The 13,516-nt window shown below is 63.3% G+C and carries 13 protein-coding genes; 6 read left to right on the forward strand and 7 right to left on the reverse strand.

Going from position 1 to position 13,516, the window contains the following annotated elements:
• The first annotated feature begins 71 nt into the window (after nt 1–71).
• Together VGM51_04380 and VGM51_04385 are read left to right on the forward strand one after the other, a co-directional pair.
• On the forward strand, nt 72–1,574 hold the full coding sequence (locus VGM51_04380; protein ID HEY3412281.1) for a carboxypeptidase M32: 1,503 nt from the start codon (nt 72–74) through the stop codon (nt 1,572–1,574).
• A 115-nt stretch (nt 1,575–1,689) separates the two neighbouring features.
• Complete coding sequence (locus tag VGM51_04385) at nt 1,690–4,536, forward strand: glycoside hydrolase family 2 TIM barrel-domain containing protein (GenBank protein HEY3412282.1); 2,847 nt, start codon at nt 1,690–1,692, stop codon at nt 4,534–4,536.
• Between the two features lie 8 nt (nt 4,537–4,544).
• Here VGM51_04385 and VGM51_04390 read toward each other — a convergent pair whose 3' ends face one another.
• From VGM51_04390 to VGM51_04420, 7 genes are all read right to left on the reverse strand, one after another.
• Nucleotides 4,545–5,477: a hypothetical protein gene (locus tag VGM51_04390; protein HEY3412283.1), complete on the reverse strand. Its 933-nt coding sequence runs from the start codon at nt 5,475–5,477 to the stop codon at nt 4,545–4,547.
• Nucleotides 5,478–5,643: 166 nt separating this feature from the next.
• Nucleotides 5,644–6,414 (reverse strand): PspA/IM30 family protein, encoded by a 771-nt coding sequence (locus VGM51_04395; protein ID HEY3412284.1) that lies wholly within the window; start codon nt 6,412–6,414, stop codon nt 5,644–5,646.
• A gap of 142 nt (nt 6,415–6,556) precedes the next feature.
• Nucleotides 6,557–7,297: an energy transducer TonB gene (locus VGM51_04400; GenBank protein ID HEY3412285.1), complete on the reverse strand. Its 741-nt coding sequence runs from the start codon at nt 7,295–7,297 to the stop codon at nt 6,557–6,559.
• A gap of 135 nt (nt 7,298–7,432) precedes the next feature.
• Nucleotides 7,433–7,756, reverse strand: coding sequence for a thioredoxin (trxA, locus tag VGM51_04405; GenBank protein ID HEY3412286.1), 324 nt, complete (start codon nt 7,754–7,756; stop codon nt 7,433–7,435).
• A gap of 75 nt (nt 7,757–7,831) precedes the next feature.
• Nucleotides 7,832–8,434: an RdgB/HAM1 family non-canonical purine NTP pyrophosphatase gene (rdgB, locus tag VGM51_04410; protein HEY3412287.1), complete on the reverse strand. Its 603-nt coding sequence runs from the start codon at nt 8,432–8,434 to the stop codon at nt 7,832–7,834.
• A gap of 34 nt (nt 8,435–8,468) precedes the next feature.
• Nucleotides 8,469–9,182 carry a ribonuclease PH gene (rph, locus tag VGM51_04415; protein HEY3412288.1) on the reverse strand — a complete coding sequence of 238 codons (714 nt, stop codon included), beginning with the start codon at nt 9,180–9,182 and terminating at the stop codon, nt 8,469–8,471.
• A gap of 81 nt (nt 9,183–9,263) precedes the next feature.
• Nucleotides 9,264–9,620, reverse strand: a complete 357-nt coding sequence (locus VGM51_04420; protein ID HEY3412289.1) for an STAS domain-containing protein — start codon at nt 9,618–9,620, stop codon at nt 9,264–9,266.
• Nucleotides 9,621–9,778: 158 nt separating this feature from the next.
• Here VGM51_04420 and holA point away from each other — a divergent pair, with 158 nt between their 5' ends.
• From holA to VGM51_04440, 4 genes are all read left to right on the forward strand, one after another.
• A complete protein-coding gene (gene holA, locus VGM51_04425; protein HEY3412290.1) occupies nt 9,779–10,828 on the forward strand; it encodes a DNA polymerase III subunit delta in 1,050 nt (349 codons plus the stop codon).
• A gap of 99 nt (nt 10,829–10,927) precedes the next feature.
• Nucleotides 10,928–11,191 (forward strand): hypothetical protein, encoded by a 264-nt coding sequence (locus tag VGM51_04430; protein HEY3412291.1) that lies wholly within the window; start codon nt 10,928–10,930, stop codon nt 11,189–11,191.
• A 6-nt stretch (nt 11,192–11,197) separates the two neighbouring features.
• Entirely contained in the window at nt 11,198–12,454 is a 1,257-nt protein-coding gene (locus tag VGM51_04435) for a glycosyl hydrolase (protein HEY3412292.1), read from the forward strand.
• Between the two features lie 72 nt (nt 12,455–12,526).
• Complete coding sequence (locus VGM51_04440; GenBank protein HEY3412293.1) at nt 12,527–13,516, forward strand: LamG-like jellyroll fold domain-containing protein; 990 nt, start codon at nt 12,527–12,529, stop codon at nt 13,514–13,516.

Raw genomic sequence — 13,516 nt, forward strand, 5'->3', positions numbered from 1 at the left:
CCAGACCCGGCAGGTTTGTCGGGCGCAGCCTCGAATCATATAGCACAGCGACAAAACCAAGGAGGGATTTGATGAGCACCGGAATCAGCGCACTGCGCGAGCATCTCGGAGAGATAAGCGACATCGACATGGCAGCCAGTGTCCTCGGCTGGGACCAGCAGACGTATATGCCTCCCGGAGGAACCGAAGGGCGCGCGCAGCAGCTCTCCACCCTCAGCAGGCTGTCCCACACCTGGTTTACCTCGAGCAAGACCGAACAGCTCCTGGACGCGGCGCAGCAGGAAGCGGACGCACTGGACCGGGACAGCGACGACGCCTGCCTTGTCCGCATCGTGAGGAAAGACTACGAGCGGGCGCGGAAACTGCCAAACGATTTCGTCGCCGCGTGGACGATGGATGGTATCCGCGCCAACGAGGCGTGGCGGGTCGCGCGGAAGGCCAATGATTTCAAGGCGTTCCAACCCCATCTCGAAAAGCAGGTGGATTACGCGCGGCGAGCGGCCGACTATTACGGCTTCGAGGACTCACCCTACGACGCCCTGCTCGATGTCTTTGAGCCGGGCGCCAGGACGGCGGAAGTGAAGGCGGTATTTGACGTTGTCCGCCCGCAGCAGGTTGCGCTCGTGAAGGCGATCGCGGAACGCCCCGCCCCGCGTACCGATTTCCTGACCAGGGATTACCCGGAGGCCGGCCAGCAGGCCTTTGCGCTCAAAGTCGCTCAGGATTATGGCTACGATCTGAACCGCGGCCGCCTCGACGTTGCGCCGCACCCGTTTGAGACGGATTTTGGGCGCGATGATGTGCGCATCACCACACGGTTCGATCGGAAGGCGCCTCAGGAATGCCTCTACTCCATCTTCCACGAATCCGGCCATGCTATGTATGAGCAGAACATCAAGCCCGTTTTCTCCCGCACGCCCCTCGACAACGGGTGCAGCATGGTGTTCCACGAGAGCCAAAGCCGGACTTGGGAGAACATCGTCGGCCGCAATCGCGGTGTTGTGGAGCACTATTTCCCGCTGCTGAAAGAGACATTCCCGGAGAACCTCGCGGATGTAACCGCCGAGGAGTGGTACCGCGCGGTAAACTGCGTTCGGCCGAGCCTGATCCGTACCGAGGCGGATGAAGTCACTTACAATCTTCACGTCATGCTGCGCTTCGAACTGGAGCAGGCTTTGCTGGACGGGACGATGAAAGTCGCCGATCTGCCGGAGGCCTGGAATGCCAAGATGCAGGAATTCCTGGGGATCGTGCCGCCGAACGACGCGGACGGCGTATTGCAGGACTCGCATTGGAGCCAGGGCTCGCTCGGGTATTTCCCGACGTATGCGCTGGGAAATATCCTGGGCGCGCAGATCTTCGAAACGGCCCTAAAGGCGCACCCGGAGATCCCGAGACAGATGGCGCAGGGCCAGTTCACAACGCTCAGAACGTGGCTGGTGGAAAACGTGTACCAGTACGGCCGCCAGTACGAGCCGAAGGAACTCGCGCTGAAGGTGAACGGCAAGCCCCTGGATCCGGCGCCTTACGTTGCCTACCTCACGGGCAAGTACGGCGAACTGTACGGTCTGTAAGAAGTCGCGCTGTTCACCGATACGGCGTGACGGCGCCGCACAACCAGGGAGTTCCGAGTTCAATGTGATTCGCGCCGAACGCGATCGGCGGAAGAGTCCGGGAAGGCCGATATCCATGAGCACATTCGTTTCGGTTCCCGCCGCGATGCTGGTCCTCGCCTTGTTGGCGGCTACCGCCGGCGCCATCCCGATTCCGACGGACGGCGGCGCCGGCGTCTCCCTCGACGGGATGTGGCGATTCAAGCTCGAACAGGCCGGCGACACCGCGGCCGATGCGCCGCGCAAACTGGGCGCCATCGAGCCGATCACCACCCCCGAGACCTTTGAGCCGTTCTTCCGGACGGACTACGTGGAAGACGCCGCCTGGCACGACTTGCGCGTGCCCGGCAATTGGGAGATCGCCGGATACTCGCCCGCCACTTATGACCACCCGGACAACGCCTCCGGATTCTACCGCAAGTGGTTCAAAGTGCCGTCGAAGTGGGCCGGCCAGCGGGTCTATGTGAACTTCGACGGCGTGCAGAACGGGGCGGAGTTGTTCCTCAACGGACAGCCGGTGAGCGTGAGCGAACCGAGTTGGGACCGCGCGAACTACCACGAGAGCGGATGGACAGCCTGGCAGGCGGACCTCACGCCGCAAGTGAAATTCGGCGAACGTAATCTGCTGGCGGTCCGAGTAACGAAGATCACACGGTCTGCGGATCTCGATTCGGGCGACTATTTCTTCCTCGGCGGCATCCACCGCACAGTGACCCTGTTCTCCGTGCCGCAGACGCACATCGAGGATTTCGTGGTCCGTACGACACTTCAACGCGGCGGGAGCGCCGAGGTACGGGTGGGCGTCACCGTAACACCGGCCCGGGAAGCCCCGCTCATCGCCGTCCGCATCGGCGACGACGCCGAATGGCACACCGCTCCGGCGGTGCCCGGAGGAACGGTGGAGATAGCCCAGGTTCTCTCGAAGCCGCGCCTGTGGTCGGCGGAACACCCGAACCTGTATCCCCTGACAGTTGAACTCCGTGAGCCGTCCGGGCGAGTGATTCAACAGATCCGCCGCAGAATCGGGGTCCGCGAGGTCTCCATCCGGCGCGGCGTGCTGATGGTGAACGGTGTGCCGGTCAAACTCACGGGCATTTGCCGCCACGACGTGTATCCGGACGCGGGAACGGCCGTGGGGATAGACGTCTGGCGTAAGGATCTGGAGTTGATGAAGGCGGCGAACATCAACGCGATCCGCACCTCGCACTACCCCTATGGCTCCGGCTTCTACGACCGGTGCGACGAAATGGGATTCTACGTCCTCGACGAACTCCCATATTGCTGGTGCAACGCCGATGACCCCGCGATGAGGCCGGCCTTCGAGCAGCGCGCCCGGGAGACGGTGCGCCGCGACCGGAACCACCCGTCCATCATCATTTGGGCGGTTGGGAACGAGAACAAGCCGGGACGCAACCTCCAGGTCGCGGCAGACATCGCCAAAGCGCTCGATCCATCAAGGCCACGGCTTGTATCGGAGATGAAGGCGGACCGGTACGGCGTGGAGATGGACGACCTTCACTATACGTCGCCCGCCGAGATCCGCAAACGCGCTGACGACACCGCGCGCCGGGCCAAGTGGCCGATGATATTCGCCGAAAACCCCAACGTGTGGGACGTGCGGAACGGCGCCGACTACGGGTGTCTCGACCTCTGGGCCGCCGTCCTCAAGCGCAACTGGGACATCGTGTGGGACGCTCCCGGGATACCCGGCGAGTTCCTGTGGGAATGGCAAGACCGCGCCGTGCAGGACAAGTCGCCGGTCAAACTCTACCGGTTCGACCGCGAAACCGGCATTCAGTACGCCAAGACGAAGGGCCTTGTGGACGGTTGGCGACACCCTCGCCCGGACTATTACCACGTGAAGATGGTCTACTCGCCGATCCAGGTCGATGCGAAGGCCGACATGGCATCGAAGCCGGGCTACGCAGTTCTGAAAGTGCATAACCGGTACTCGTTCACGAACCTGTCGGAGATCAGGGCCGAGTGGACCCTGCTCGCCCGGGGGCGGAAGGTCGAAGAGGGTACGGCCCGCCTGGCGTTGCCGCCGCGGACGCGGCGGAGCGTTGCCCTGAAGCTGCCGGCGGGATTTGCCGGGTTGGGCGCCGATACGCTGCGTATTGCGTTCGAAGACCCGCGCGGATGGAACATCGTCACGTGTCAGTTCCCGCTCACCCCGGCAATCGCGACGCCCGCGCTGGGCCCGCCACCCGCCGGTCTGCCGTTCCTGACATTCAACCTGATAACCCGCGACACCCACGGTGATCCGTACCTGTGGAACACCGCGGAACGGCATGCTGCGAGCGTAATCAATGTGAAGCGCACGCCGGAGGGGGCGGGCCTCGGTGGAACGACGTCGATGGAAGGCGACATCGTGATGGCGGATGCGCCCACGCGCGTTGTCGGCCGTGTAAGTGTGCGCTTTTCAGACGTCAGGTTCGCCTACCGTGTTGAGTGGACGGGGGAAAAGGCGGATGTTCAGGAGATCGGCTGGGTATTCGAAATGCCCGCCCTGTACGATCGGTTCTCGTGGAACCGCCACGCGCTGTGGACGTACTACCCTGCATTGCACATCGGACGGCCCGCCGGCACGGCCCGGCCGGACTCCATGGACGCCCACAATACGAACCTGACGCGCCCGGATGCCTTCGACTTCAACTCAACGAAATACGAATGCGAGTGGGCATCCCTCAGCGCGCCCGATGGGCACGGCCTGCGCGTCGAGTTCAGCGCCGACGACCGGCATCAGGTCAGGGGCGGCAAAAATGCCGAGGGTCACACGCTTCTGTACGTGAACTGGAAGGTGTGTCCACCGCGGGACATCAGCAGCAATGCCGTGCCGGACCTCTACCTGGAATTACAGCCGGGAGCGGCTATCGAGAGCAGCTTCCGTGTGGGATCGCAGCAGGCGGCGGCCGCCGACTGACGCCGCACCTACGACAGTTTGTTTTCGAGGTGGCTCAGGGCGGCCTCCATCGGAGCGGTGGCGGCGAGGAGCTGCGTGGTCGTCTCGGTCTGGATCACAACCTCGTTGATCTCCCGCAAGACCTGTTCCGGCGCCTGAGTGCGCACCTGGTCGGCGATCAGGCCGAAGGTGCTCTCGATCAGATCCAGCTGGCACTCCAGGTTGGTGATAATGTCGCCCAATTCGCCGATTCGCGTGCGGCGTTTGGTGAGAACCTCGAGGTTCTTCGACATGACCATCTTGTTGGCGTCGCTCGTCTGGGCCCCGATGGAAGCCTGAAGCTGCTGGATGCGCGCGTCCTGATCCTTCCGGATCTCGTCGATAATCGCGCCGACATCCGTGACGCGCTTAGGGGTGCCGCCCACCGGTATCTGCACGTAATCCTGCTTTTCGTTCAGGAGCGTTCCGGCGAGGTCGAAGAGTTTGTCGAGCCACGGAGCGCCCGACTGGGCCGGCCCCGGCGCCGGCCGAACCATTTCGACCAGGTAGGCGCGGTATTGGGCGTTTTTCGCGCCGAACTGGAGAAACTTGTCCAGGAGGACGTCCATTTGCCCGCAAATCCCCGCCATCTCGGCCGGCCGCGTACCCGCGGCGGCAGGGATCTGATTGCGCATCGTCTCCAGGCGAAGGAACCGTTTGCGGTCGGCCGGCAGAAGCCTCGGCAGGGTCATGGTTTTCAGGCGAGCCCGGTCCCGCTGGCGGAGCCGAAAGGCGCGCTCCTCCAATATGCCGCGGTACCATGCGCTCGGGGGTACAATCATCAGATACGCGCACTCGATGACGAGGGCGCCGAGCAATATCGGCACCGCCCCGGAGGCCAGGTACAGCGCCGCGCCAAAGCCCAGGAACAACAGGTTCCCCAACTCCCCTAACGCCGATTTTACGTTGTATTGTATCCGCATCCTGCCTGACCTGCCTCATGCGCCGACGCCGGGAAGGGCCGGCGCGCGCCTGCCTCATCTGTGAGCCGACGGGCATAAAATGCCCGTGCCGGTCACAGCGTGTTGAGCGCCATTGAACCGGCACGTCGTCGGCAAACCGGCCTGTTCCGCCCGGCCGAATGGCGTGTTACTGTTTCTGCTCGATCGTCGGCGGAGCGACTTGCTCTTCCGCCGGCGCTTCCGCCGAGGCTGCCGGGGACAGCTGTCGCGGAGTCTCGACGCCGGGCAGCAGGCCCAGTTGGCGCTGATAGTCCTCGTATGCCGTGGAAGCGGCCAGTGACGCGGCGCTGATACGCACCTGCGCCAGTTGGGCTTCCGTCGAACGGCCGCTTACCTCGAGCATTCCCTGCGCCTTGGCGTAGCGCTCATCGATGCGACGGCCCACTTCATCCAGAACGCTGGCGTCGTCACCGGTCTCAAATGACGAGCGCAACTGGGCCATTTGTTCGACCATCGCGGCTTGCTTGTTACGGTTGATCTTCTGAATCGCCACCTGGCTGCGGCGTTCGACTTCCGATTCGTAGGCATCCAGTAGCTGCTTCGCCTGGTCGGCGGCCGATTGAGTGAGCTCAAGCTGGCGTTCCTTGTCGCCCATCCCCGCATCGAGGTTCTGCTTGCGGGTGATGAGGACTTCGGCGGCCTGTCGCATGGGTTCGCCCCCGCGGACGGCGGCGATGATCTGCGGTTCGAGGGCTGCCAGTTCGCGCTTGGCTTCATCGAGGTCCGCCTGGGCCATATTGCGGGCGCCCAACGCACTGGCAACGGCCATGCGCATCTTCGGGACTTTGGCGCGCATATCGCGCATCAATTGCTTAAGCGTCAGTTCCGGATCCTCCGCGTTTTCGAAAAACGCACCCCAGAATCCTCGCCATATGCGTGTGAACCAATTGGTGAACATGGGCGTTTGGTCGATCCTTTCAAAAAGCGTGGGGAAGACTGAATCCTCCCGCGCATGTCGATACGCGCTTGTCAAGGCCGAAGTTTCAGGCGTCAATAATGTGCACGAAGCCACGCGCCGTCTGTCGGGCCGCGCTCCGTGTTTAGCGCCGGCTGAATACGACGCTCCGCGTTGCCTGCACGGGCACGGGGAGCCCGTCTTTCATCGCGGGGCGGAAACGCAGACGCTTCACATAATCCAGCGCCGCCTGATCGAGACGGCTGTCGCCGGATGACTGCCCGATGGATGCATCGGTTGTTATGCCGTCCGGGGTTATGGTAAACGTTACCTTCGCGGTTCCCTCGACGCCTTCCTCGTAGGCGGACGAAGGATACTCCTGCGCCGGATCGTTGAGCTTCACGGCGTCGCGATCGGGCGCCGCCACGGGGCGGGAGTCTTCTGTCGCCGGCGCCTCGGCGGAGCCTGATGAACCGGCATCCGAGCCCGAATCGGCGGATGTGGTGTCATCGGCGCCATTGGGGAGAACAACGGCCGGCTCTTCGTGCTTGAACGATGGCCCGGCCTCCGATTTGGGCGGCTTGTTCACAGGGGGCGCCACGCTTGGGGGCACCGGGGTTATACTGACGGCCTTGGGCACCTCGGTGACCGAAATCTTGCCCTGCGGGGCGACGGGAGGGGGCGCCTGGACCGTCGGCTGCACCTGCGGCGGTGGCTCCGGGCTACGGTACTGGCCCAGCAGGTAAGCGCCTAGTATCAACAGCGCGATCACGGGCAGCAATGCCCATAGCCGCGGATCGGCACGGCGCGACCGAGGGTCCGGCGGCATCGCGCCCGGGGGAACCGGATTGCCTTTCGAAGGCTTGTTAGTGTCGTTCGGTGCCATCAATCACTCCAGCGGACGGCCAGCGTCCACATGAGAGATGATAGCACCGGGGGTGGAAATGGAGGATGGAGCGTGGGGCGAGAAGGATGGGGGATGGAATCCTGTCTCCATCCCCCTCTCCTCACGATCTTTGCCCTACATATGCGGGCTGAGTTTCCCGACGATCGCCTGCTTCGGCTGCGCGCCGATAATCTGGTCCACGCGCTCGCCGCCCTTGAAGATCATAAGGGTAGGGATGCTCATGATGTTGTAGGAACCGGCCACGCCGGGCGCCTCGTCCGTGTTCACTTTCACAACCTTCAGCTTGCCGGCATAGTCCTTCGCGATCTCGTCGACCACGGGTCCGACCATGCGGCAGGGGCCGCACCAAGGCGCCCAGAAATCCACCAGGACGGGGATCGAGGAATCCAGGACTTCCTGTTTGAAATTGGCTTCGTTTACTTCGAGGGCAGCGCTCATATGTTTTCTCCTTGAGTGTATGCGGGGGTTCGTGCCCCCGCGATTTGTGTACGGCCGCGTCACGATGCAGTGCGGCTATCGTGCTTTATTGGACCTCAGCCATTCCGCGGCTTGAGACATGGCTCGTCCGCGATGGCTGATGGCGTTCTTCTCTTTTTCGGACAGATTTGCCATTGTGCGGCCGGCTTCGGGAACATGGAAAATCGGATCGTAGCCGAACCCGCCATTCCCGGACGGCGCCAGAGCAATGACTCCCTCCACGCGGCCTTCACCTTCCCACAGCACGCCTTCGGGCCCGGCGATGCACGCAGCGCATACAAATCGTGCGGTGCGGTCTTGATATGGCACGGAGTCCAGAGCGTTCAGCAATTTCGCAATGCGATCGCCGTCGTCCGCATCATCTCCCGCCCATCGCTTGCTATGCACGCCGGGTTCGCCGTTGAGACCATCGACCATCAAGCCGGAATCATCGGCCAGGGCAATGTTCTTGGTCGCCCGGGCCGTCGCCAGCGCCTTGATCCGGGCGTTCTCCGCAAACGTTGAGCCGGTCTCTTCTATCTCGGCCATTTCCGCCGGCGCCGCCGCGACTGCCCAGCCGCAATCGACGAGAAGGGACTCCATTTCGCGCACTTTGTGAGCGTTGGCGGTCGCCAGAATCAGCGTGTTTCGTGTTGCCATGGGGTTCAACAATGACGCGGCGGAACCGGTTCCCTCAGTCGTCCCGGAGGGCGGCTTTCTGGGCTTCAAGCAGTGTCCGGACGCCGCCCTCGGCGAGGTCGAGCAAGCGGTTCAGCCGGTCGCGCCCGAACGGCAGGCCTTCGGCGGTGCCTTGGACTTCCACAAATTCGCCCGCCGATGTCATGACCACGTTCATGTCCACCGCGGCGGACGAATCCTCTGCGTAACAGAGGTCTAAAAGATCGCGGCTTTGGACAATCCCCACGCTCACGGCGGCGACCGCGTTGGCGACAGGCACGCGCTTCAGCCCGCGGTTGGCCATCATCCAGCGAAACGCATCCACGAGGGCGACGTAGGCGCCGGTAATTGCAGCGGTGCGTGTACCGCCATCTGCCTGCATCACGTCACAGTCGAGCGTGATCGTCCGTTCGCCGAAGGCCTCGAGGTCGACGATTGAGCGCAGACTGCGACCGATGAGACGCTGGATTTCAAGGCTGCGCCCGTTGGGCTTTCCGGGATCGCGTTGGGTGCGGGTATTGGTTGCCCGCGGAAGCATAGAGTACTCGGCGGTGACCCAACCCTTCCCGGAATCGCGCAGGAAAGGCGGCACGCGATCCTCAACACTGGCCGCACAGATGACCTTGGTATCGCCGAACTCGATGAGGCAGGAGCCTTCGGCGTTCTTGAGGAATCTGCGGGTAATCGTCACGGGGCGCAACTCATCGGGTGCCCGGCCATCTGAACGCACGCTCACTGTCACTCTCCTCTGTCACATTGCGGGTCTGGTGGAATCATACCCGCTCAGTGTAGGGGAGGCGCGGCGCGTTGTTCAAGACGGCTGCGGCACGCGGACGGACAGAGCCTCTGCCTCGGAGTCCATCAGCGATATCAACTGGGTGAGGCGGGTAATCTCGAACACCCGGCGGATGCGGGGGGACCGGCACACCACGGCAAGCTCGCCATTCCGGTCGCGCAGACGCGCCAGGGTTCCGACGAGGACGCCCAGGCCGGCGCTGTCGATGTAGTCCAGCCCATCGAGGTTGATGACGATGAGGTGCGCGCCTGCTTCAATCGTCTCAGCGATGGCGGCCCGTGCCGTGGCGACGTGCGTGAAATCAAACTGCCCCGAAAAGCGAATGATCACTGTGTCAGGCTGTGACGCCTCCGTTGATATGTCGAAACCCATGATCCGATCTCCCGCACATTAACATGTTATCTGTTTAGTGTACCCAGCCTTTGGCAAAACTATGCATTGTCGCCAGGCGAGCCCCGCCAGGGGACAAGCGAGCGACATGTCGCGTCTATAATGAACACGCACGCGCACCCGGACTATCCATTTCCAGCATGGCTAACGAAAAAAACCACCCCGTATACTTCCTGAAGGGCAAGGAGGCCGTTCTGCGCAACGAAGCGCTGAACTCCCTCATCGAGCGCTTTACGGACGCGGCATTCCGTGATTTCGACCTCGAGCGGATCGACGGGCGTGACGCCACGGCCGAGCGCGTCCTGTCCGCCCTGGGCGGTGTTCCTTTTGCGTCCGAGAAGCGCGTGGTCGTCGTCGACGATGCACAGAGGATGCCCACCGAGGAGGTCGAGAAGATCCAGAAACTCCTCCCGAAGAGCATCGGTGCGATGAGCGTGGTGATCTTCGTGGCAGGCGAAACGGGCGAGGAGAAAAAGGGCGGCGACGACAACGGTGGCGGGAAGTCAGCGCAGAAAGTAGCCGGCATCGTGCGGCGGCTGGACTCGCTCTGCAAATCACTAGGCGTAGTGCAGAAATTCGACGTCCTCAAGCCGCCCGAGGCGGCGCGCTGGCTCGCGGCCGCCGTGGCCCGGACCGGCAAGAGCATGGACACCCAGGCCCGGACCGAACTGCTCGCGCGCGTCGGGTGCGATCTGGGCGCCCTCGCCATGGAACTCGACAAGTTGGCGGCGTTCAGCGGCAACCGGGCGACCATCACGCGGGATGACGTGCGGACGGTTGTTTCCGAGAGCACGGAGTTCAGCGTCTTCGTGATGACAGACGCTATCTGCGCGGGGAACGCCGCCCTCGCGCTATCAACGCTGCACGGCCTGCGCGCCAACAACGAGCCCGCGCTGCGCATCCTCCCGATGATCGCGTGGCAGTACCGCCTCGTCTGGCAAGCGAAAATGATGGCCGAGGATCGAACCGCCGCTGACCGTCTTCCGCGCGAGAAGAACTTGTTGAAGATGGGGGAGTGGAACCGGGAAAAAGCAGCCAAGCAGGCGCGCATGGTTACGTGGGAGCGCCTGCGACGCGCCTTCCGGCTTATCCTGGACAGGGACCTGGCGCTGAAGGGGATCGAGGGGCCCGCCGCGGACGAGGACGAATCGCTCGAGACTCTCATCGTGGAATTGTGCCGGAAGGGCTGAGCCGACGTGGGCGTGGCCGTTGGCTACGCCCCGGGGTATAATGGCGTCAGGATGTGCACCGCGGACGCGTTGCGCAATTCCTGTGCCGAAGGAGTCGTCATGAATGAGTTCTCATATTTGAAAGCCGCGAAGCGCCGGAGAAGGACCGTCGCCTGGGCTTTTCTAGTGCCGACCACGTTCGCGACAATCGCGCTGATGCTCGGAGTCAACGTCCAGATACGTTTCCGGGAGGAGTATTACTACCACGATCCACTTTACGCGCCATTCACGCCTCCTGCACGCCCGCTTGATCCAACCAGTGATTTGAATGAGCCATGGAGAACTCTATTCTCCAGCGCTCCGACCATCGAGCACAGAGGTTAGCCCCGGATGCCCCGTGTTCAAACGCCTGCAATCTCAACACTGGCGCTCTGCTGTCTGCTCAGCGCGACCGTCCTCGCCAACCCCACCACGGGTGTCTACCGCCTCACCACGCGCGGCCAACCGGGCATGTGCCTGGACGTCTACGGCTTCGGAAACGCCAATGGCACGGCCGTTCAACTCTGGACCGCCAACAAGACGAGCAATCAGCAGTGGCTCGTCGAGCAGCAGGCCGACGGCGCCTACAAGATCTACGCCTACTCCGGCCGGAACTCCCTCCAGATGCTGGACTGCAATAACGGTGTGTCCACAAACGGCAACTCCGTCACGACCTGGGAGGACAACGGCAACACGGCGCAGCAATGGTGGTTCAAGGACGTTGGAAACGGCTACTACCGCATCATCCCGAAGAACGCAGGCGTGACGTCCAACCAGACACTCGAGATCCGTAATGGGAACTCGGCGAAGGCCGGCGACACAACGGATATCTACGCCTACTGGGGAGGCGACAACCAGGTCTTCAGACTGGATTGGGCCGGCGTCGCCAAGGTGCTGCCCAGCCCGAAGAAAGGCCTCGGAGGCCGCGAGACCAAGGTTCCGTACCTGAACGGCGCGTGGTACTACACCTGGGGCGGCGATCGGCCGGCAGACGCCCCGAGCGGAGCGGAATTCGTGCCGATGGTCTGGGGCTACTACGGCAACGCGAACAACTCGCAGGTGAACTGGCTGGCCGGAGTGAAGGGCCAGCCCGGCGTGCGGTACCTGCTGGGGTTCAACGAACCGGACAACTCGACGCAGGCCAACCTTTCCGTCGCTTACGCCCTGGAGGGCTGGCAGTATATGGTCGGCACCGGTCTACCACTGGGCAGCCCGGCCACCGTCCACGCGGACAACCAGTGGATGAAGGACTTCATGGGGGGCTGTGCGACCAAAGGCTACCGAGTGGACTTCGTCTGCATCCACTGGTACGGGGGAAACGACCCGTGGGGCTTCCTGAGCCACGTGGATTACATACACAACCTCTACGGCAAACCCGTGTGGATCACGGAGTTTGCGCCCGCGGACTGGTCCGGCAACCGTGGAATCTCGCCGGCGCAATGCGCCGATTTCGCCCGGACAGTGCTGCCGGAGCTGAATCGGCGCGACTATGTTCAGCGCTACGCCTGGTTCTCCGCCGGCACCGGAGACGCGGCCCTGGGAGCGGCCGCACTGGTAAACAACGATGGCACACTCACCGACCTTGGGCGTCTCTACGGACGCCTGTAGGCGCTGCGCCCATGCCAACGAATTGGTTGGCTTCCGAAGCCAAGTCGGCCTTCGCCGACCGGGGATAGATTCTTGAGCAAGACACTGGAAACCGCACTGACGAAAGCACTGCCGACAGCCGCGCTGGCAGTGTGGATGCTTGCGCCGTGCCACGGTCAGTCATTGCTTCACCGGTACAGTTTCAACGGCAATGCGAACGACTCCGTCGGGACCGCCCACGGCGCCGTGGTGGGAAGCGTGTCCATCGTGCCGGCGTGGGGCGCGAACGGCACGGCCATTTTCACGGGCGGGACCTCCAGCAGCGGCCCGGGGTACATCCGGCTTCCGGTGACAGCAGTCAGCGGGCTGCAAAACGCGACAATCGAGATCTTCACCGCCAACTTCAGCACGCCGCTCGACGTCTACGGCCAGGCGGGCGGGTACTTTCAGGCGTTGTTCTCCGTGGCCGGAGCGTACGGCAGCCTCACCAACTACTCCATCCTCTCGCCAAACCGGAGCGGCGCCGGAATCGGCCTGGGCACACGTTCGGACGGCGCGGCAGAGAATGTGATTGTGAGCCCGGACCCGCTGCCGGTTTCCTACGGCAACCACGTGGTGCATCTCGTCTTTTCGGGCTTCGGCGGAATCGGCGCGACGGGCGTCGCGGCGGTCTATCTCGACGGCGTCAAAGTTGCGCAAGGGGCCACCGTCTACTCTTTCGCGAAGGTTGCCGCCGGTGCGGGAGGCATCAGCGTGGTCGGCATCGGAGGGGGCTCACCATTCAACGATCCCACGTTCAGGGGCAGCATGAGCGAGGTCCGGATCTACAACGGCGCTCTCAACGCCGCGCAGATCGCAGCAAACGTGGCAATGGGGCCGGGCGCCCTCGGCTTCACTCCGCCGTACACTCTCGCGGAGGCGGCCCGCGCCGCGCAGATCGCCGGCGGGGTGGGCGCCGCCGCCACTTCGTGGGAGAAAACCAGGCTGAATGTGGAGATCGGCGGAGGCTCCGCAACCGCGATAGACCTTCTGGACGCGCTTCGGATCGCGCGACGCGCGACGGGGCTGGAATCCAATCCCTGA

The organism is Armatimonadota bacterium (assembly GCA_036504095.1).
In the GTDB taxonomy this organism is placed as follows: domain Bacteria; phylum Armatimonadota; class DTGP01; order JAKQQT01; family JAKQQT01; genus DASXUL01.

Coding starts and splice junctions, on each gene's coding strand:
- VGM51_04380 (HEY3412281.1), top strand. CDS start 72: ATGAGCACCGGAATCAGCGCACTGCGCGAGCATCTCGGAGAGATAAGC.
- VGM51_04385 (HEY3412282.1), top strand. CDS start 1,690: ATGAGCACATTCGTTTCGGTTCCCGCCGCGATGCTGGTCCTCGCCTTG.
- VGM51_04390 (HEY3412283.1), bottom strand. CDS start 5,477: ATGCGGATACAATACAACGTAAAATCGGCGTTAGGGGAGTTGGGGAAC.
- VGM51_04395 (HEY3412284.1), bottom strand. CDS start 6,414: ATGTTCACCAATTGGTTCACACGCATATGGCGAGGATTCTGGGGTGCG.
- VGM51_04400 (HEY3412285.1), bottom strand. CDS start 7,297: ATGGCACCGAACGACACTAACAAGCCTTCGAAAGGCAATCCGGTTCCC.
- trxA (HEY3412286.1), bottom strand. CDS start 7,756: ATGAGCGCTGCCCTCGAAGTAAACGAAGCCAATTTCAAACAGGAAGTC.
- rdgB (HEY3412287.1), bottom strand. CDS start 8,434: ATGGCAACACGAAACACGCTGATTCTGGCGACCGCCAACGCTCACAAA.
- VGM51_04420 (HEY3412289.1), bottom strand. CDS start 9,620: ATGGGTTTCGACATATCAACGGAGGCGTCACAGCCTGACACAGTGATC.
- holA (HEY3412290.1), top strand. CDS start 9,779: ATGGCTAACGAAAAAAACCACCCCGTATACTTCCTGAAGGGCAAGGAG.
- VGM51_04430 (HEY3412291.1), top strand. CDS start 10,928: ATGAATGAGTTCTCATATTTGAAAGCCGCGAAGCGCCGGAGAAGGACC.
- VGM51_04435 (HEY3412292.1), top strand. CDS start 11,198: ATGCCCCGTGTTCAAACGCCTGCAATCTCAACACTGGCGCTCTGCTGT.